Source organism: Anaeromassilibacillus senegalensis (assembly GCF_001261775.1).
Lineage (GTDB): Bacteria > Bacillota > Clostridia > Oscillospirales > Acutalibacteraceae > Anaeromassilibacillus > Anaeromassilibacillus senegalensis.
Window position 1 is genome coordinate 18,708 of the sequence record NZ_LN868537.1, and the last position, 20,082, is coordinate 38,789.

18 protein-coding genes and 1 CRISPR repeat array are annotated in these 20,082 nt (G+C 49.7%); of the genes, 13 read left to right on the forward strand and 5 right to left on the reverse strand.

What is annotated here, in order from left to right; all coding sequences use genetic code 11:
- The first annotated feature begins 4 nt into the window (after positions 1-4).
- From BN2106_RS05675 to BN2106_RS05700, 6 genes are all read left to right on the forward strand, one after another.
- On the forward strand, positions 5-325 hold the full coding sequence (locus tag BN2106_RS05675; RefSeq protein WP_050697628.1) for a hypothetical protein: 321 nt from the start codon (positions 5-7) through the stop codon (positions 323-325).
- Entirely contained in the window at positions 318-737 is a 420-nt protein-coding gene (locus BN2106_RS05680) for a carbohydrate-binding protein (RefSeq protein ID WP_050697629.1), read from the forward strand. Before BN2106_RS05675 ends, BN2106_RS05680 begins: the two co-directional genes overlap by 8 nt.
- The gene (locus BN2106_RS05685; RefSeq protein WP_050697630.1) at positions 734-1,504 is read left to right on the forward strand and encodes a peptidoglycan recognition protein family protein; all 771 of its coding nucleotides are present in this window, start codon (positions 734-736) and stop codon (positions 1,502-1,504) included. The genes BN2106_RS05680 and BN2106_RS05685 overlap by 4 nt, the downstream gene beginning before the upstream one ends.
- A 16-nt stretch (positions 1,505-1,520) precedes the next feature.
- On the forward strand, positions 1,521-2,015 hold the full coding sequence (locus BN2106_RS05690) for a phage holin family protein (protein ID WP_050697631.1): 495 nt from the start codon (positions 1,521-1,523) through the stop codon (positions 2,013-2,015).
- 54 nt (positions 2,016-2,069) lie between these two features.
- Positions 2,070-4,091, forward strand: coding sequence for an SGNH/GDSL hydrolase family protein (locus tag BN2106_RS05695; protein ID WP_050697632.1), 2,022 nt, complete (start codon positions 2,070-2,072; stop codon positions 4,089-4,091).
- A 142-nt stretch (positions 4,092-4,233) separates the two neighbouring features.
- A complete protein-coding gene (locus tag BN2106_RS05700; RefSeq protein WP_050697633.1) occupies positions 4,234-5,763 on the forward strand; it encodes a hypothetical protein in 1,530 nt (509 codons plus the stop codon).
- 197 nt (positions 5,764-5,960) lie between these two features.
- Positions 5,961-6,529: a CRISPR direct-repeat array (repeat unit 33 nt; unit sequence GAATTGACCTACGTAAAGCACGCAGAGGTTCGG).
- Between the two features lie 65 nt (positions 6,530-6,594).
- Here the strand turns inward: BN2106_RS05700 and BN2106_RS05705 are convergent.
- Positions 6,595-7,305 (reverse strand): DUF4367 domain-containing protein, encoded by a 711-nt coding sequence (locus BN2106_RS05705; protein WP_050697634.1) that lies wholly within the window; start codon positions 7,303-7,305, stop codon positions 6,595-6,597.
- Positions 7,302-7,877, reverse strand: coding sequence for a sigma-70 family RNA polymerase sigma factor (locus tag BN2106_RS05710; RefSeq protein ID WP_050697635.1), 576 nt, complete (start codon positions 7,875-7,877; stop codon positions 7,302-7,304). The genes BN2106_RS05705 and BN2106_RS05710 overlap by 4 nt, the downstream gene beginning before the upstream one ends.
- Before the next feature lie 557 nt (positions 7,878-8,434).
- On the opposite strand from BN2106_RS05710, the gene clpB reads away from it, so the two are divergent.
- From clpB to BN2106_RS05725, 3 genes are all read left to right on the forward strand, one after another.
- Positions 8,435-11,047 (forward strand): ATP-dependent chaperone ClpB, encoded by a 2,613-nt coding sequence (gene clpB, locus BN2106_RS05715; RefSeq protein ID WP_050697636.1) that lies wholly within the window; start codon positions 8,435-8,437, stop codon positions 11,045-11,047.
- A 152-nt stretch (positions 11,048-11,199) separates the two neighbouring features.
- Complete coding sequence (locus BN2106_RS05720; protein WP_050697637.1) at positions 11,200-12,369, forward strand: 5-bromo-4-chloroindolyl phosphate hydrolysis family protein; 1,170 nt, start codon at positions 11,200-11,202, stop codon at positions 12,367-12,369.
- Between the two features lie 25 nt (positions 12,370-12,394).
- Positions 12,395-13,531 carry a toxic anion resistance protein gene (locus BN2106_RS05725; protein WP_050697638.1) on the forward strand — a complete coding sequence of 379 codons (1,137 nt, stop codon included), beginning with the start codon at positions 12,395-12,397 and terminating at the stop codon, positions 13,529-13,531.
- A 175-nt stretch (positions 13,532-13,706) separates the two neighbouring features.
- Here BN2106_RS05725 and BN2106_RS05730 read toward each other — a convergent pair whose 3' ends face one another.
- The gene (locus tag BN2106_RS05730) at positions 13,707-14,444 is read right to left on the reverse strand and encodes a MerR family transcriptional regulator (protein ID WP_050697639.1); all 738 of its coding nucleotides are present in this window, start codon (positions 14,442-14,444) and stop codon (positions 13,707-13,709) included.
- A 135-nt stretch (positions 14,445-14,579) separates the two neighbouring features.
- On the opposite strand from BN2106_RS05730, the gene BN2106_RS05735 reads away from it, so the two are divergent.
- From BN2106_RS05735 to BN2106_RS05745, 3 genes are all read left to right on the forward strand, one after another.
- Positions 14,580-15,500, forward strand: coding sequence for a helix-turn-helix transcriptional regulator (locus BN2106_RS05735; protein WP_050697640.1), 921 nt, complete (start codon positions 14,580-14,582; stop codon positions 15,498-15,500).
- Positions 15,501-15,602: 102 nt separating this feature from the next.
- The gene (locus BN2106_RS16925; RefSeq protein WP_050697641.1) at positions 15,603-16,310 is read left to right on the forward strand and encodes a zinc ribbon domain-containing protein; all 708 of its coding nucleotides are present in this window, start codon (positions 15,603-15,605) and stop codon (positions 16,308-16,310) included.
- A 70-nt stretch (positions 16,311-16,380) separates the two neighbouring features.
- Positions 16,381-16,797, forward strand: a complete 417-nt coding sequence (locus tag BN2106_RS05745) for a secondary thiamine-phosphate synthase enzyme YjbQ (RefSeq protein WP_050697642.1) — start codon at positions 16,381-16,383, stop codon at positions 16,795-16,797.
- A 356-nt stretch (positions 16,798-17,153) separates the two neighbouring features.
- On the opposite strand, the gene BN2106_RS05755 is transcribed toward BN2106_RS05745, so the two are convergent.
- Together BN2106_RS05755 and BN2106_RS05760 are read right to left on the reverse strand one after the other, a co-directional pair.
- The gene (locus BN2106_RS05755) at positions 17,154-17,987 is read right to left on the reverse strand and encodes a deoxyribonuclease IV (RefSeq protein WP_050697644.1); all 834 of its coding nucleotides are present in this window, start codon (positions 17,985-17,987) and stop codon (positions 17,154-17,156) included.
- 147 nt (positions 17,988-18,134) lie between these two features.
- Entirely contained in the window at positions 18,135-18,560 is a 426-nt protein-coding gene (locus tag BN2106_RS05760) for an Hsp20/alpha crystallin family protein (protein ID WP_242846257.1), read from the reverse strand.
- 302 nt (positions 18,561-18,862) lie between these two features.
- Between BN2106_RS05760 and BN2106_RS05765 the strand changes: the two genes are divergently transcribed.
- Complete coding sequence (locus BN2106_RS05765; protein ID WP_456236312.1) at positions 18,863-20,065, forward strand: phosphopentomutase; 1,203 nt, start codon at positions 18,863-18,865, stop codon at positions 20,063-20,065.
- Positions 20,066-20,082: the final 17 nt, after the last annotated feature.

A 20,082-nucleotide genomic window follows, 5' to 3' on the forward strand; every position in this document is an offset into this window, starting at 1 on the left:
GAAAATGAGATATACATACCGCATTTGGGACAAGGAATCAACGGTCAACGGATTTCCGGCTGATAAAGTGTTGCAGTCATTTGGCATCGATAAGGATGACCAGGTTTACATTTTGGTGGATTCGGATGGAGTCGACCGCGTGGTTCAGAGCATGCGAAGCGCTCCGTACCCGGGCACGACCATCGAGGAAAGTGCGCAGAATCACATTGATGCAATTCTGGCCGAGGACGAAAGGCAGCAAAGGCAGGAATTGACCATGGCGCAGACGATAGCCGCGCAGGAAGAAGCCCTGAAAATTATTACAGGAGGAACGAACAATGGATAAAGTTGACAAAGATCAATTGCTTGTGGAGGCCCGCCGCGTCCGCGCCGGTATCGAGGCCATGAGTGCCTTCGCACCGGACGCGCTGGCAATCCAGCATCCGACCTTATTCCCCGCGTGGATCAGCGACAGCCACGACTACACCATCGGCGACCGCGTACAGTACGGCGGGCTGCTTTATCGCTGCCTGACTGCTCACACGTCGCAGGCCAGCTGGTCGCCGGATGCGGCCCCGTCCCTCTGGGTGCGTATCGACGATCCGGCGATTGAGTGGCCGGAGTGGAGGCAGCCGACCGGCAGCACGGACGCCTACGCCAAAGGTGCCAAAGTCAGTCACAACGGTAAGCACTGGACCAGTGACGTGGACGCCAACGTGTGGGAGCCGCCGACACAGTGGACGGAGGTAACTGAATGAACGTTGTAAAAGATCTGCTCACGATCAACCCCTATAGCCGCCCGGGGACCAAGCTAGGCAAAGTGACCAAGATTGCCGTGCATTACGTCGGGAATCCGGGGACCGCAATGCAGGCCAATAGGGATTATTTTGAGAGTCTCAAAGTAGGAAAACGCAACAAAGCCGGTCAACTCATTTACGCGTCGTCTCATTACATAGTTGGTCTCTATGGTGCGGTCATCCAGTGCATCCCCGAAACGGAAATCAGTTACGCGACCAACCAGGCCAATCCGTACAGCATCAGCATCGAGTGCTGCCACCCTTCCGCCGATGGCAAATTTACAACGGCGGCGGAACGGGCGCTGGTTGTCCTCTGCGCGGATCTCTGCCAGAGGTACAAGCTTGATCCGCTACGCGACATCATCAGGCATTACGATGTGACAAAAAAGGTCTGCCCCAAATACTATGTTGATCATCCGGAGGCCTATGAGGCCTTCCGGCAGCGTGTGCGGGGCTTGATGGCTATCGGAATAGATACCACCATGGACGTTGTCCGGCGGCACGGAGACTGCTACACGGTGGCCATGCAATGCGCGGACAAGCCGGTGATCTATCCCGGCACCGCCGGTGTTGTGACGGTCTGCCCACCCTATCCCTACGACGGCGGTTGGCGAGCGAACATCGTCGCGATCGGCAAGGCCGGAGAGAGTACGGGGATTTACACGCGCCTTCCGGATCAAGATGATTCAGCAGGCGCGCTCAGGTTTGAGTTTAAAATTGTAGAATGAGAAAGGGTACATAATTATGAACGAACATATTGTGATTGGAATCAAAGCAACCATCACAGCGGCCTGCGCCGCCTTGTCCGCTTGGCTGGGCTGGTTTGGGTGGCTCGTCATTGCCTGGGCCGCCTGCATGGTGGTGGATTACATCACAGGCAGCGCGGCCGCATGCCGGGCGGGGGAGTGGAGCAGCGCGGTTGCCCGCGACGGTATCTGGCACAAGACGGGTGCAATCGTCGCGGTGGTCGCCGCAGTACTGACGGACTGGATGATCGGCCTGGTTGTAAATAATATACCGGCAGTCATCCTGCCGTGGGACTACACGGTGCTGCTGTGTCCTGTGGTCTTGGCGTGGTACATTTTGACCGAACTGGGATCGATTGTGGAAAACGCCGGCAAGCTGGGCGCGCCCGTCCCGGCATTCCTGGCCAGGATCATTGCGGCCTGTAAGGGCAGTGTGGACGCAGCGGGGGACAAGCTTGCGGGTGGAGACAGCGATAACAAAGAGGACCAGTAAAAACAAAGCCCTGCTTCTCATGAGGCAGGGCGATTTTCTATATGGAGGGATACCATGATTGTTTTAAACGAAGACTGGACGTTTACCTCAAAAGGAGGCAGCACCTCACTCGGATATGTAGGAGAAAACGAGGTCTGCACCCTGCAAATCCAAAAGCTTGGCACGGAGTTTATGGACTGGGATATCGTGTTGGATGTATCCCAGCCAGGTAAGAAGAACATATGGGCCGTGGAGAAAACAGAAGAAGCCGGTAATATGGTCCTGTCAGTTCTGATCAAACGTGAGTACATTGCTGCCGCCGGGAGCATCACGATCCAGCTGCGGGCTACGCATGAAGACGGTCGTGTGAAAAAGTCCGCGCAGCTCACGTTGTCCGTCAGTCCAAGTATCAACGCTCCGGATGTGGTTCCGTCTCCGTTACCATCGGAATTTGCGGAATATGAGCTGCGGATTCTGGACGTCAAGGAAGCGGTGGAGGCGGACGCGGACCGCGCCGCTAAGGCTGCGCTCTGTTCGCCGCAGATCGGCGAGAACGGCAACTGGTATACATGGAACAGTACAACGGGGGAACTGAGCGACACCGGGATTCCGGCCAGTGGCAATGCCGAATGGAACTTCTTTGGAACGACGCCCTGTCGGGTATCAGGTCCGTCCATCAGCGGGGTGAAAATGGTATCCTCCACGGAGTGCAGTTACCGGCTGTACTCCGATACCGTGAAGGATATGGACAGCGCGGGCCGGACGATGAACTGGCTATCGGAAAACCATTCAAATGGTGTTTATGTGTTTACCGTCACCATTGTAAATAATAAGCCCAGCGGGTGGTATCAGGTCTTCTGGTCCATGAAGTTCACCGGGCTGGAGGTAGGCAAAGCCTATAAACTGTACATCGATACAACAGGCCTTACGCCGGATTCGACCACGACAGGCATGTATTTTGGCCGTTTCCTTCTGGCCAGTGCGGTGGGTGGCTCAAAGGGCGAAACAATTATCAATACCACAGAAGTTGACCACGCCAGATTGAATTCCTGGGAGTTTACCGCGACAACGCCGGATGTGATCCTGGAATATTACGCGGGAAAGGAAATCTCGCAGCTGGTAAATGGATACAGCGTGCGTTTCAAGGATTTGTATATCAACTACGCGGACGCGGAGAGTGGACATGCTGCGATATACAGCGACGCCGGCACATTTACGGGCGAGAAAGTCTTCCTGGAATACACAGACGGCTTGAATTATACGGCGGACCCAGCCTGCTCCGTCTATTACACTGAGGCAAAGTCCAAGGTGTTTACCGTAAACGGTACGGAGCCGGACGATGAGGGAAACGTCAGTCTGCCGATCAGCCGCCTGCAGGGCAGAACGCTGGTCTGCATGGGCGATAGTATCACAGGTATGTTTGCACCGCCCGCAGATTATCCATCCGTTATTGCCCGGCTGACCGGTATGACGGTGCATAACTTGGGCATGGAAGGCTGCCGGATGTCATATCATCCGGATCGATATTATGACGCGTTTTGCATGTATCAGCTTGCGGAGGCAATTGCGTCCGGGGATTATGCGTATCAGGAGGCCGCAGTCGGTCATGTTGGCAGTTATGCCGCGGAGCGTGTCGCTGCTCTCAAAGCCATCGACTGGAGTAAAGTGGACTATGTGACCATCTTTTTTGGTACCAATGATATCCAGGGCGGCGTCGCACTGGACAATGCAGATGATCCGGATGGTTTCACTGGAGCCTACCTGAGCGCCTGCAGGTATGCGCTCAGGACCTTGTGGAATGCATACCCAAATCTCAAGATCATGCTGATCACGCCCATGTATCGTTGGTGGCCGGACGAGCAAACTGACAGTGACAGCAAGATGTTCGGCAGTCACCATTTTTATGATTTTGTGGATGGGCTGCTGGACGTGGCAAAGGCGTATAAGGTACCGGTTTTGGACTTGTACCGTACAGCGGGGATCAACTGGTTTAATCGGCTCTACTACTTCCCGACCATCGACGGCACGCACCCCAACGACTTGGGCCGCAAGCTGCTGGGTGAGAAGATCGCTGGGAAGCTCCTAAGCGAGTTATAATGGGGATAGAAAGACGAAAGCGCAGCCGTCCTTAATGGATAGCTGCGCTGCTTTTGTTATTAATAGCCAAAATACAAAATTTCTATTTGAAAATACTAAGCAGTTGTAGTATACTGTCGATAAAGAGAGGAGGAGACAAATTATGGCAAAAAAGTCAGATGATTCAACGTGCGTTCTGACGCTTCCTCTAATTATTGAAAAATGGCAGGCAGACAAAATCGACCGGCGTCTGGAAGCCGGTCGGCAGATGTATAACGCTTTGGTGGGAGTGATGCTAAAGCGCTACCGTAAACTTCAGCACACTCCTGAGTATCAAGAAATCATGCAAGGAATAAAGGATAATAGTAAAAATAATAAAGAGTTATGGAAAAGGCGGGATGGACTCCTGAAGGAATGGGGATTTGTATTAAGAGCAAAAGCTGGATTACCCAGTTTTGAATCAGAAATCGATCCCATGCGAAGACACTTTACCTGTATTCAGTCACATGTAGGTCATAGGATAGCCGCATCGGTGTGTGAAGCTTTTAAAGAGTTGCTAGAAGGAAAGGGCAGAAAAGTTCATTTTAAACGAAAAGGTGAATTGAATTCATTAGAAGGAAAGAATAACGAAACCAATATTAGATATGCCGATGGGGTTGTACAATTTAACGGACTACAATTAAAAGTAAAATTGGATAGTAAAAATATTTATGAATCAGAAATGCTGCAAAAGCGAGTAAAATATTGCAGAGTATTGCGTCAAAGAATTCGTGGAAAAAATAAATATTATATTCAGCTTGTTTTAGAAGGAACTGCTGCGGTGAAAAGAAAAAAGTCAGATGGGTCTTTTTCTCATATGAAAGGAAACGGACGAGTGGGTTTAGACATCGGCACGCAAACACTGGCAATCTGTTCCGATAAAAAGGTCGCATTAATTGAGCTTGCGGACCGGGTGGGGAACATTGAGGCTGAAAAGAGGCGGCTACAGAGAAAAATAGACAGAAGTCGAAGATCCTGCAATCCGGAAAACTTCGCAGAGGATGGACAAATTAGGCGGGGAATCAAATTGGAATGGAATCCATCACAACACTATAAAAAAGCAGTAGATGAATTGCGAGAGTTACAGCGTAAACAAGCAGCAATCAGGAAATATCAACACTATTTACTTGTAAATGAGATTGTAAGTTTGGGAACAGAAGTATATGTTGAGGATATGGACTTTGCTGCATTGCAAAGACGTGCAAAAAAGACTGAGAAAAATACAAAAGGACGATTTAAACGTAAAAAACGATTTGGCAAATCTCTTGCAAATAAAGCGCCTTCCATGCTGCTTACTATGTTGGATAATAGGCTGAAAGCGATAACAGGCCATGCCCACAATAAAGTTGATAAATGGGAATTTAAGGCCAGTCAATATGATCATTTGAGCAAAACATATAATAAAAAGAGTTTAAGTAAAAGAATTCATTGTTTAGAGAATGGAGATGTACTCCAGAGAGATTTATACTCAGCGTTTCTTATTATGAATGCATCGGAAGATTTGAAGTCACCAGATTCCGAAAGGTGTGAACGTACTTATACTAATTTTAAAGTAATGCATGACAACTATATAGAAATGTTGGCAAAATCAAATATTCATACTCTTTCCAGCATGGGAATCAATCAAATAACCAACGGTGCGAATGTCCAGTGAACATGAAAATGTAGGAGGATTCGCACCTAATATATGGGCTTTGAACCGGCCCACGCTGTCGATAACAGGTGCAAAGGTGTCTGCGGCAGTAAATTGTTTGGGGAAAACAGTCAGTGCTGTGTCCTGTTGAGACACAGAGAAGCTGTTGTACGTAAACACTGCATAGTTCTTGCTGGTTAGTTTTGTGTGTTTTTGCCGAATTGACCTACGTAAAGCACGCAGAGGTTCGGTCCCCTATAATGTGGATGTATTTATTGTTCTTTGGAATTGACCTACGTAAAGCACGCAGAGGTTCGGCCAAATTTAGAAGGTTGAAGTGGTGACGTGAAGAGAATTGACCTACGTAAAGCACGCAGAGGTTCGGGGTCTTTGGCTTTATCCCAATTATTCAGGCCACGGGAATTGACCTACGTAAAGCACGCAGAGGTTCGGGATTATGTACCTGCTTAGTAGGTCCATCTCGATGAATTGACCTACGTAAAGCACGCAGAGGTTCGGTCATTATCTGAACAATGAATATGTTGCACGGCAGGGAATTGACCTACGTAAAGCACGCAGAGGTTCGGGTATCCGTTTTAGAGCTTGTGATAGGTCCATATTGAATTGACCTACGTAAAGCACGCAGAGGTTTGGTATAAGCGCAAGCGTGAACACCTGCAAAACTGAGAATTGACCTACGTAAAGCACGCAGAGGTTCGGGTAGTGGCCGATGATTTTTACCCTATGATCGTGCGAATTGACCTACGTAGAGCACGCAGAGGTAATATTTCAATCGAATACATAGACAAAAAATATAACCGATAGGCCGCTATAGCCTATCGGTTATATTTTTTATCTCGGTGCGACACTTTGCGCCATGTCGATCATTGTTTCAGCACTCAGATCTCCTCCAATACTGAATATGATACCGTCAGCCTGCCACATCAGTTCGCATGGGTATTTCGGATCCGGTACATCATCGGCGTAGTAATATGTTTGCCCGTCGACAATGATCGGTGATTCGAGCGTGGATTCATCAACAGATCCGCTGCGCTGTTTGAAAATCATGCGCTTTGTCTGAGATCGGTATTCTATCTCAAACGCCTCCCCAGGCTCTCGATTTAATGGACCATACAGGGTAGGCATATATCCATGAGGGAGTTCGTACGGGACGTAAATGTCCCCAACGGTCATAGATCGTATGAACATCTCGTTTTTATCTATATCAGAAAAGATCGGTTCTTGTACGTCCGAGATGCTGAAATACAGGCCGTCATAATATTTGATGATCGCCTCACGGACAGCGGTGACTGTCATAGCAGCGATTAAAGCAGCAAGCAGAGCGGCGATAATGGCAATCGCTATGCGTTTGCCTACCTTCCTTGCTGTTTTGACAGGTCTTTGCAATATGTATTGTTCAGCTATGTAATCAATTCTGGCCATCGTTTCCGGGGATGGCTCAAAATCATCGCAAGCACCGGGAGGTATGGCGGCCAGGCTGTCGAGGAGCAGCATGTGCTGGTACTTTTCAAGCACGTGGATAGCATCGGACTTTTTATTCATAATCTGCCTCCCTTCATGCGGCTTTTAAGGTCTATACCGCAGTCGTCAAAATAAACACACATCTTTTTCAGGCCGCGTTCCCATTTTCGCTGAATAGCCTTTGCATTTTTGTTCAACAGGTGAGCAATTTCACTGAGCTTATATCCGTAGGCGATTTTTAGCGTGAAAATGTCCCTCGTTTCACGCGGCAGTGACAGCAGAAAGTCTCGAAAGAGCATCTTAAAATCCATATCGTCTTCTGATTCATTTTCCAAAATATCAAAGAAATTGTCTCCATCAGAGTCAATGGGAATTATTCTTTCGTGTTTTAAAACATCTTTAGCTAAGTTCCTGGCAACTGTAGCTATAAAGTTTTTAAGATGATCTTCAGATTTACAATGGTCGAAAAACTTATCAGGTGAGCTCATCATTTTTTCAAATACGGCTGCGGCAACTTCCTCTGACTTTTTGGAATCGTTTAAGATGGAATTTGCTGTATGTACAGCGAGGTTAAAGTACCGTAAAAATGCTGATTTTATTTTATCTGCATACTGGTTGGCCGAATCCGAGGGGCCAGTCAGCAAAATCCACAAAATAAGAACCTCCCAATGTGATATCAGTCTGAGTAACGATATCATATTGGGAGGTTCTATCATGTAAATGGTGTACAATTATCACAGGTAATATATGTCACGATTACACAATTATGGAATTTACTATAGGATGAACAATCTTATTCACTGCAACTGTCGTAAATCCGCATGGCGTCGATACACACGGCTTCTTTAAAATCTGCACCTGGTTCCTGCGGGGTGCATCCGCAATTATTTTCATCCATGGTAAATCCTCCTAACATCTGAAATAAGGTGTTTGTTGTGCGATAAGACCTTGTTTCTCTTTAACATTTTATGGAAGTGTGTTCTTTTTGTTACAGGAATTTTAGAAAAGAAATAGCGTGGCAGGGGTGCAGCGGCGTATAACGGAAATCTCTTTGGGTGAAACTTTTATCGGTTTACATAAAAGACTACGATTGTTCATATTGTATTCATAATTACTGTTTATAATTTTAGCAGTCTCAATGAAAGAGTGCTAAAAACGAAGCTTTGGCCCGCATGGGCGTTGAACGTTTTACAGATAGGAGGGGCAGAATATGAATGCTCAGAAGTTTACTCAAAAATCCCTGGAGGCGATCCAAGAGGCACAAAACCTTGCCATATCCAACAACAATATGCAGATTGAAGAGGAACACCTGGTTTGCGCGCTGTTGCAGCAGCAGAACGGACTGATCCCGCAGCTGCTGAAGAAGATGGGAATTGACAGCTTATCGGTGCAGCAGGCGGTGGAAGAAAAAATTTCCCGGATTCCGGGCGTCACAGGGCCGGGCCGTGAAGCGGGGAAAATCTATGTTTCCGGCGATGTGGATGCGGTGCTGATTGCGGCGGAAAAAGAAGCCGACCGCATGAAGGACGAATATGTTTCGGTGGAGCATATCATACTTGCCGTTCTGAACAGACCCAATCAGGCGATGCAGGATGTGTTTCAACGGTTCCATATTAAAAAGGATGCCTTCCTGACGGTATTGTCCTCTGTACGCGGAAATACCCGTGTGACAAGCGACAGCCCGGAGGAGACATATGATGCGCTTTCCAAGTATGGGCAGGATCTGGTAGAGCTGGCAAAAAACCACAAGCTGGACCCCGTGATCGGCCGTGATTCGGAAATTCGCAACGTGATTCGCATTCTTTCCCGGAAAACGAAGAATAATCCGGTGTTGATCGGCGAGCCCGGCGTCGGTAAAACGGCGATTGCGGAAGGCTTGGCGCTGCGTATTGTGCGCGGCGACGTGCCGAATAACCTGAAGGACCGCAAGCTGTTTTCCCTTGATATGGGCGCACTGATTGCCGGCGCAAAGTTCCGTGGTGAATTTGAAGAACGATTGAAGGCGGTCTTGAACGAGGTCAAAAAGAGCGAAGGCCGTATCATTCTGTTTATCGATGAGCTGCACACGATTGTAGGTGCAGGCAAGACAGAAGGCTCCATGGATGCCGGCAACCTGCTCAAACCGATGCTGGCACGCGGTGAGCTGCACTGTATCGGCGCCACAACACTAAATGAGTACCACCAGTATATTGAAAAGGACCCGGCACTGGAACGCCGTTTTCAGCCCGTCATGGTGGATGAGCCGACGGTGGAAGACACGGTTTCCATCCTGCGCGGCTTGAAGGAGCGCTACGAGGTGTTCCACGGTGTCAAAATTCAGGATCAAGCGCTGATTGCCGCCGCGGTTCTCTCCAACCGCTATATTTCCGACCGGTTCCTGCCGGACAAAGCGATTGATCTGGTGGATGAAGCCTGCGCGATGGTGCGCACGGAGATCGATTCCATGCCGACGGAGCTGGATGAGATATCGCGTAAAATCATGCAGCATGAAATTGAAGAAGCGGCTTTGAAAAAGGATACTGATCCGCTAACGCAGGAGCATTTGAAAGAGATTCAAAAAGAACTGGCAGATCTGCAAGAGCAGTTTAAAGAAATGAAGGCCAAATGGGAAAACGAAAAACAGGCGATCAGCAAGGTGCAAAAGCTGCGTGAGGAGATTGAACAGGTCAACGCAGAGATTGAGAAGGCGGAGCGCGAATACGATCTGAATAAGGCCGCGGAGTACAAGTATGGTAAGCTTCCTGACTTGCAGAAGCAGCTTGCTGAGGAAGAGCGTATCGCGGAGGAAAGCCAGTCTTCCGATGCAAGCCTTCTGCGCGACAAGGTAACCGACGAGGAAATTGCAAAGATCATTGCGCGCTGGACCGGTATTCCGGTTGCAAAGCTGATGGAGAGCGAGCGCGAAAAGCTGCTGCATCTCGACGATATCCTGCACCAGCGTGTGATTGGACAGGATGAGGCCGTGCAGAAGGTCAGCGAAGCGATCCTGCGTTCCCGTGCGGGCATTCAGGACCCGAACCGCCCGATCGGCTCGTTCCTGTTCCTGGGTCCAACGGGCGTCGGCAAAACGGAGCTGGCGAAGGCGTTGGCACAGTCGCTGTTTGACGATGAACACAATATTGTGCGCATCGATATGACCGAGTATATGGAGAAGTTCTCTGTATCCCGCCTGATCGGAGCGCCTCCGGGATACGTTGGCTATGAGGAAGGCGGACAGCTGACCGAGGCGGTGCGCCGCAAGCCGTATTCCGTTGTGCTTTTTGACGAGGTGGAAAAGGCGCACCCCGATGTGTTTAATATCCTGTTGCAGGTGCTGGACGACGGACGCATTACGGATTCTCAGGGCCGCACAGTGGACTTTAAAAACACCATCATTATCCTGACTTCCAACCTTGGTTCCAGTTATATTCTGGAAGGAATCGGGGAGGATGGACAGATCAGTGAGACGGCCAAGGAACAGGTCAGCAACTTATTGAAAACACAATTCCGACCGGAATTCCTCAACCGTTTGGATGAAATTGTGTTCTACAAACCGCTGACCCGGTCGGAAATTTACCACATTGTGGACCTGCAGATTGCAGACTTGCGCCGCAGGTTGGAGGATAAGCAGCTTGGCGTCGAGCTGACCGCCGCGGCAAAGGATTATATTGTGGACCAGGGCTATGACCCGGTTTACGGCGCCCGCCCGTTGAAACGCTATATTCAGAGCAGAGTGGAGACGCTGATTGCAAAATTGATCATTCAAGCCGAGTTGAAACCCCGCACGGTGCTGACCGTTGATTATGATGGAAAGCAGCTGACGGTTTGCCCATCCGACCGATAACAGCCATATTTTTGCCCTCGTCCTGCGCCGGGTGCGCAAGGCGGGGGCATTTTTCATCTAACGCCAAAAGGGAATTGCTTGTACATTCCACGGGAATGCGATATAATAGGACTTACATTCGATTGCTGTGAAAAGCATCACGGAGGAATGTCATGAAAGATAAGCAACCTTTTGAGGATTTAGAGAGACAGCTTTCCGACCTGGGGGACCAGATCAATCAAACCGTAAAAGACGCACTGCACTCCGAAGGGTTTGAAGAGCTCAAAGGCTCTGTCCGCTCTGTTGGAAAAGAGGTCGGCCGGTCCGTAAAGAGATCGGTACGGGAGAGCAAAAGAAGAAAGCCCTATGTGAAAAATACGCCGGTTCCGATGGAGCCGCAGCCTGTGATGCGTGTGATGCGCAAACCGGCGGGAAATGTTTCCGGCGTTTTAATGCAGGTATTTGGCTTGTTGGGTGCAATTCCCACAAGCATTGCGCTACTTGTTTTTACGGCATTGTTTTTTGCCGTTCCCATGGGGGCTGTTTCCTATGCCATTGCTGCGTCCTGTACGGCGCCGGTGTGCCTGGGGAGTATTGTACTGACCGCCTGCGGTAAAAGCAGGCGCCGCCGCGCGCAGCGGTTTATGCGGTATCAGGCGCAGTTGGGCAGCGATCCGTATTGTTCCATTCAACAGCTGGCCGCTTCCGTCGGGGAGTCCAAGGACTTTGTCGTAAAGGATCTGCGCAAGATGATCCAAAGGGGAATGTTTCCCGAAGGGCATATCGACGAGCAGCAGACTTGCCTGATGGTGACAAACGAGACTTACCAGCAGTATTTACAGGCGCAGGAAAGCGCCAAACGCCGTTTGCAGGGTGAGGAGCAAAAACAGGAGTCTGCGGCGCAGGACGGCGATCTGGAAGCCGCGATCGCCGAGGGGCGCGATTATATCTGGCAGATCAGGGAAGCGAACCGGGCCATTCCAGAGCCTGAAATTTCTGAAGAGTTGGACCGTCTGGGGGAGATATCCTCCAAGATTTTCAGCCATGTGGAAAGTCATCCGGAAAAGCTGCCGGAAATCCGCAGGTTTATGCAATATTACCTGCCTACGACTTTGAAGCTGGTAAAAGCATACCGCGAGTTCAACGAGCAGCCGGTTCAGGGGGAAAATATCTCCAACACCAAGCTGGAAATCTGCCGCGCACTGCACACCATTAATCGGGCGTTTGAAAACCTGCTGGACAGTTTATTCCAGAACGAAGCTCTGGATATTTCAACGGATATTTCCGCGCTGAAAACAATGCTGGCGCAGGAGGGGCTGACGGAAGATCAGTTTCATAAATGAACCAAAATGATCGGAGGATAACACCATGGATGATATGCTGCAGGAAACCCCTACATTGACTTTTGAGCCCTTCAAGGAGGAAACCCCGTCTGTGCTGCAGAAGGCCCCGGAAAAGGAGCCTGCGCCCGTGTTTGACGACAGTATGCTGACCCCGGAAGAGCGCCAGATGGTGGATAGCTTTGCATCGCAGATCGACCTGCACAACACCAGTATGATTTTACAGTTTGGCGCGGGTGCACAGAAAAAGATGGCCGACTTCTCCGAAACCGCGTTGAACAAGGTGCGCACCAAGGATTTGGGCGAGGTGGGCGAAATGCTTTCCAGCGTTGTCTCCGAGCTCAAAAGCTTTGACGTGGAAGAGGAAGAAAAGGGCGTCTTTGGCTTCTTTAAACGCAGTGCCAATAAGATCAATGCAATGAAAGCCAAGTATGACCGCGCCGAAGTCAACGTGGAAAAAATCTGCCATGTTTTGGAGGGGCACCAGGTCCAGTTGCTCAAGGATGTCGCCATGCTGGATAAGATGTACGAAATGAACAAGGTCTATTTTAAAGAATTGTCCATGTACATTCTGGCGGGCAAAAAAAAGCTGGCGCAGGTACAGGGAGAAGAGCTTCCCGCGCTGGTGGCAAAGGCGCAGCAGTCCGGGCTTCCGGAGGATGCGCAGGCGGCGAACGATCTTGCTTCCCTCTGCAACCGGTTTGACAAAAAGCTGCACGACCTGGAACTGACGCGGATGATCTCCATCCAGATGGCGCCGGAAATCCGCTTGGTGCAGAACAACGACACGCAGATGTCGGATAAAATTCAATCCACGCTGGTCAACACCATTCCGCTCTGGAAGAGCCAGATGGCGTTGGCTTTGGGGATCGCGCATTCTCAGCAGGCGGCGCAGGCGCAGCGTCAGGTCACCGATATGACGAACGAGCTGTTGCGCAAGAATGCCTCCACGCTGAAAATGGCGACGGTAGAGACGGCGAAGGAATCGGAGCGCGGTATTGTCGATATTGAGACTCTGCGCGCTACCAATGAAAGCCTGATTTCCACATTGGACGAGGTGGTTCGCATCCAGGAGGAAGGCCGCCAGAAGCGCCGCGAGGCGGAAGTGGAAATCGGACGTCTGGAAGGCGAGCTGAAACAGAAACTCCTGCAGATCAGGGGATAAAAGCAAAAAGGCTTGAATTGACAGAAAGTAGGCCTGTCATAATTGATAGAATGCATGAGAAATCAGCTAAAAGAGCGATCCCCCCGCCGAAGGCGGGGGGATCGCTCTTATACTGCCAAATATTTATGCAGAATTGCGTTGTAACCGAACCTCATTTTACTGTATGGAACTCTTTTCAACGGGAGCAGTAAACACGGATGGCTTCTGCAATAAATTGAGTCAGGCTATCGCCGTATCGGTCAATGTTCTGCTGGAACCGGGTGTCCGCGAGATACATTTCACCCAGCCCCATCAGCGTTTCGTTGTCGCACGCATAAAAATTGCGGGAAAGGTACGACTGGTAAGCCGCAACGGTTTCCTGTACGGCGGGGCTGTCGGGAGACTGGTCCATATTGGCGGCAAATGCCCGGAAAAGCGATTCCATTTCCTGTTGTACCCGATCCCAATCCTTCTTGGTATAAGCTGCGGTTTTGCGCTGGCTTTCCTGATAGGCTTCCGTATTTCCCCAGCGTTCCTTTGCCTCCTGCGCGTATTCCTTTTGTGCCGCTTCGATCGCGTTGTTGTCAAATTCTTTTAAGCTCATATCTTTTTCTCCTTTCAAAATACTGTCGATCAGGCCAATCAGTCCTTCTAAACGTTCCTTTTTCATGTGGAGCAGGGAACGGTGACGGGCCAGCGCCTGGTTTGCGTCAAAGGAGGGACAGTCCAAAATAGATTGGATTTCCTGCAAGGGAAAGTCCAGTTCCCGGAAAAACAGGATCTGTTGCAGGCGGGCAATTTCTTCCGGTCCATATAGACGGTAGCCGGCTTCGGTGGTCTCCGCCGGATGCAGGAGCCCTATTTCATCGTAATAATGCAGTGTGCGCACACTGACGCCGCAGAGCCGGGAAATTTCCTTGACGGTTTGTTTCATCTGATCCACTCCTTTGCTGCACTCAGCATAATCGATGACGTAACGTCAGAGTCAAGCATTTTTTTAATATGACAGAAGTTGTCTGTTTTTTCTGTTATACTTATAGCAGGAGAAAAAGAGAAGGGAAATATTTTTATGCAGATACATCGCCTGTTTGAAATCGTCTATTTGCTGATGGAGCGCGGCTCTATCACGGCGGCAAAGCTCGCGGAACATTTTGAGGTTTCCACACGGACGATCTATCGGGATATCGATACGTTGTCCGGCGCGGGCATCCCGATCTATGCAAGCAAGGGACGCGGCGGCGGCATTCAGCTTCTGCCGAATTTTGTGCTGAATAAATCGCTGCTGTCTGAATCGGAGCAAAATGAAATCCTGTTTGCGCTGCAAAGCCTGCAGGCCACAAATGCCGTACAGAGCCAGCAGACGCTTACCCGCCTCAGCGGCCTGTTCCGTCGAAGCAGCGTGGACTGGATCGATGTGGACTTTTCCCGTTGGGGCGGCGGCGAATGGGAGAGGCAGAAATTCGTCTCTTTGAAAACCGCGATTTTGGAAAGCCGTGCAATCGAGTTTGTCTATTATAACGGGGCCGGAGAGAAAAGCAAACGGAAAGCGGAGCCGGTCAAGCTGCGGTTTAAAAACGATAGCTGGTATTTGCAGGCATTTTGCCTGTCCAAGCAGGCGTTCCGCACGTTTAAAATCAGCCGCATGCAGGATGTGCGGGTGCTGGAGCAACCCATTGAACCAAGGGGCATGCCCGTTCCGGATTTGGAAATGCAGGAAACGGCGTGCGGCAGTTTGGTCCAAGTGGAGCTGGTGTTTTCTCCCAAGGTGGCGTTTCGCCTGTTTGACGAATTTGCGCCGGACCAGATACAGAAAAGGGAGGATGGGAGCTTTTATGTGACGGTTCAATATCCGGAGAACGACTGGATTTGCAGTTATCTGTTGTCCTTTGGAGCGCATGTGAAGGTACTTTCACCGTCCTACCTGCAAAAACTTTTGCAGGAGCAAGCCAGGCGCATCATCGGCCAATATCAAACAGAACAAAAGTTTTAACTCTTTTTCTATATGACATCCTGTTGTCCAGTTATGTGGACTATACTACAGACAGAAAGCGGGAACGCCAGTAGGTTTCCCGGGAAAAGAGAGGAAATTATAATGAATTATGAAGTCGTAACACTGCAGGAGAAAACATTGACGGGCATTTGGGTGCGCACTGATAATGAAGAGCCGGAAATGATGGAGAAGATCGGCGGCCTTTGGCAGCGCTTTTTTGGGGGCGATTTAGAGAAAATCCCCAACCGAAAGGGAGAGGCGGTTTACGGTTTGTATACCAACTACCAAAAGGACAATACGAATGTCTACGATGCGGTCGTCTGCTGTGAAACGGATGGCGTACAGGAGGTTTCCGGCGCGTATAAAAGTGTGGTGGTTCCGGCGGGAAAATATGCGAAGTTTACCTTCCACGGCGATGCGGAAAAGGATACAGGGGCCTTTTGGATGGAAGTCTGGAATACACCGCTCGCACGCAGCTTTACCTGTGACTTTGAAGAGTACCTGCCCTGCGCGGACTGCCACAACGCGGAAATTGCGATCTATGTGGCGCTGGCGGATTTATGCCAGAGCTGCGGCATGCCGATGACAGAAGCGGAGCACTATGGCACCAACGCGGACGGCAGCAAAAATGGGGAGTACTGCTGCTATTGCTACAAAGATGGTGCGTTTACTGCGGACTGCACCATGGAGCAGATGGTCGATTTTTGCTTGAATATTGGCATGGAATCCGGCATGTATGCAGACAGAGAAGCGGCAAAAAAAGAAATGATGCTGTATTTTCCCACACTGAGTCGTTGGAAGAACGCATAATTATGGAGCTTGCATAAGTGCTTCAGCCGTGGTAAGATGAAAAAAACGGTTCAGGAAAGGAACGCTGCAAATGAAATCTTACCGAAAAGAGCTGTGGTTCCATGTTCCTTCCCGCAGAGGGTTGGTCAACATCACACCGCAGGTGGAAGAAGCCCTGCGGGAAAGCGGGATCAAAGAGGGACTGATTCTGGTCAATGCCATGAACATCACGGCGAGCGTTTTTATCAACGACGACGAGTCCGGACTGCATCACGACTATGAGGTATGGCTGGAAAAACTGGCGCCGGAAAAGCCCTACAGCCAATACCGCCACAATGGCTTTGAGGATAATGCGGACGCGCATCTGAAGCGTACGGTCATGGGCCGTGAGGTGGTGGTGGCAGTTACCGAAGGCAGGCTGGATTTTGGAACCTGGGAACAGATTTTTTATTTTGAGTTCGACGGCAAGCGCGACAAACACGCGTTAATTAAAATCATTGGCGAATAAAAAACGGTTCAGCAGAGGAACGCCTCTGTTGAACCGTTTTTGTTGGCTGTGGCGTATTTTTTGGGAGAAATACCAACCTGTTTTTGGTTGTGGTATCTTTTTCACATTGTTTAAGGATCATAAAGAGCATGTTCTCCGGCTGGCCATTGAATAAAAAATCCAGCATCTTAATTTCTTTTTCGGTGGGTAAAGTAAGCTAAGACGCAGGCGACTCCAGTGCCAAGCGCTACCCATGGAAAAGCCGCACAGGCAAAGTCGAACATAATAACAAATTTCCCCTTTCCGTGAAATCCTGTATCCAGCAGGCTCTGTCGCTTCGTCAAAAATGAGTGCTCCAAAGACGCGTTTGTATCGATTTACCCCAGGTACAAACCGCGAAGCAGCTCAATTTCTTTTGCATGGCCTTCCGTCTCGTTTGGCGTTTCCAAAATAAACGGCAGGTGGCAGAGCAGGGGATGATTGATTATGCGCACAAGAGCATCCAGTCCAATATATCCCTCGCCAATGCGCGCATGGCGATCCTTATGGCTGCCGATGGGATTTTGACTGTCGTTCAAGTGAATCACCTTTAGCCGGTCCAGGCCAATCACCTGATCAAATTGTTTCAGCACACCGTCCAGATCGTTGACAATATCGTAACCGGCATCAAAGATATGACAGGTATCGATGCAGACCCCCATCAGATCAGAAAGTGTCACGCGGTCCAGTATGGCGCGCAGCTCTTCGAAGGAGCGTCCCACCTCGGTGCCCTTGCCGGACATCGTTTCCAACAGGACCGTCGTTTTCTGATCCGGCCGCAAAATTTGGTTTAACGTCTCTGCAATTCGTTCAATGCCTTTTTCAGATCCTTGCTTTACGTGGTTGCCGGGATGAAAATTATATAAATTGCCGGGAAGCAAGTCCATGGTGGCGAGGTCTTCCTGCATGGCGTTTCTGGCAAATTCCCGCAAGCCCTCGTCGGCTGCGCACGCGTTAAGCGTATACGGCGCATGTGCCAACAACGTGGCAAATTGATGTTCTTGGGCAAAAGAGACAAGCGCCGCGATATCTGCGGGGTTTACCGCTTTGGCGCGGCTGCCGCGTGGGTTTCTCGTAAAATATTGAAAGGTGTTGGCCCCAATAGAAAGGGCGGTTTTTCCCATGTTCAAGTATCCCTTGGCAGAGGAAAGATGGCACCCAATGTTCAGCATAGCGAACCTCCGTTGTATTGTAATCGATCTTATTATATACTATTTTACTATAGATTTCTACAGGAAAGAAAAAGATGTCGCAATGTAAAAAAGCCGGACCCAAAGAATTGGGCCCGGCTCGACTGAAAAATATAGGAGCAGGATCAATTATTTGATTTCAATGCGGCGGCTTGCCGGAACAGCCTCCTGCTTCTTGGGCAGAATAAGCTCCAAAACGCCGTTTTTATATTCCGCCTGAATGCTGCCTGCGTCAATGGAGGAAATGTCAAAACTGCGGCTCATGGAGCCGTACCGGCGCTCTCGGCGGATAAAGTTTTTATCCTCATTTTTGGTTTCTTCCGTATGCTCCGCGGAAATGGTAAGGCGGTCTCCGTCAATATCAATATGAACATCCTCTTTGCTGAAGCCCGGCAAATCTGCTTTCAGCAAGTACTGATTGCCCTGGTCAATAATATCGGTATTGCAGGGGGCGAATTCTTTTTCTGCTTCGCCAAAGAAATTGCGGGACATCTGGTCAAAATAATTAAACAGGTTGTTGTTTCTGTGTTCAAAAGGAATCAGGTCAAACATCATAGCTACCTCCATTTCAATTGCTTGTTCGTATAATTGAATAAGCTTGTGGTATATTGCAAGAAAGGCTTTTCAAGCGCAACCACCTTCTTTCTTATGTTGTCTTTCTTGCCTTTTGTAATTTTTAGTATATAGAAGGAGTGTGACAAAAACGTTATAAAAATAAGAATAAAATATTAATTTTAGCACTTGGTCAAAGCGAGTGCTAAATAGGCGAGAGCTGAAATTCTTATGCTGTTTACCCGTTTCATGTGATGGAAAAAGCACAGTGGATATACTATAATAAAAACAGGAACGGTTATAAAATGTATCAAGTCCGTTCAGACAGGAGGGATCCGTTGAAACGCGTTTTTTTAATTGTGTTGGACAGCGTTGGAATCGGAGAAATGCCGGACGCCGCACAGTATGGCGACCAAGGCAGCAATACGCTGGCTGCCGCGGCATCAAGCGAATATTTTTCCATGCCGAATATGCAGGCACTGGGCCTGTTTAACATAGACGGCGTGACCTGCCGCCCCGGGGCGGAGCATCCCAAAGGGGCGTTTGCCCGCATGACTGAGCGCTCCAAGGGAAAGGATACTACAATCGGGCACTGGGAAATTGCGGGCATTGATTCACCCAAACCTCTGCCCACCTACCCGGAGGGTTTCCCGGCCTCTTTGCTGGAGAAATTCAGCAGCCGTACGGGCAGGCGTGTGATCTGCAACAAACCGTATTCCGGCACGGAGGTCATCAAGGAGTATGGAAAAGAACATGTGGAAACAGGCGCTCTGATTGTTTACACCTCGGCTGACAGTGTGTTCCAAATTGCCGCGCATGAAAGCGTTGTTCCCGTGGAGGAACTGTACCAATACTGCGAGATCGCGCGGGAGCTGCTTACCGGGGAGCATAGCGTTGGCAGGGTGATTGCGCGGCCCTTTACAGGAACCTATCCGGATTTTACCCGCACTTCTAACCGGCACGATTTTTCTTTACTGCCGCCCGGCGTGACCATGCTGGACCAGCTTTCCAATGCCGGGCTGGACGTGATCGCTGTAGGGAAAATCAACGATATCTTTGCAGGGCGGGGAATCACCCAATTTACACGGACCAGCGGCAACAGCGAAGGGCTTGCTCAAACGCTGGAATGGACAAAAAAGGATTTTCATGGTCTTTGTTTTGTCAATCTGGTGGACTTTGACATGCTGTACGGACACCGCAACGATGTGGAGGGCTATGCGAAAGGTTTGACAGAGGTAGACCAGGCGGTTCCCGGTTTGCTGGAAAACCTGCGGGAAGAGGATCTGCTGATGTTTACAGCAGACCATGGCTGCGATCCCAGCACGCTTTCCACAGACCATTCCCGCGAATATACCCCCTGGCTGATTGCAGGTCCTGGCGTCAGAAAAGGGGCGAATCTGGGTACGCTGCCGTCATTTGCGGACATCGGCGCAACGATTCTGGACTATTTTAATGTGAAGCAGGAGATTACCGGGATTTCCCGGCTGAAAGATATTCTCAAAAAATAAAGCAGTGCCAAACTGTG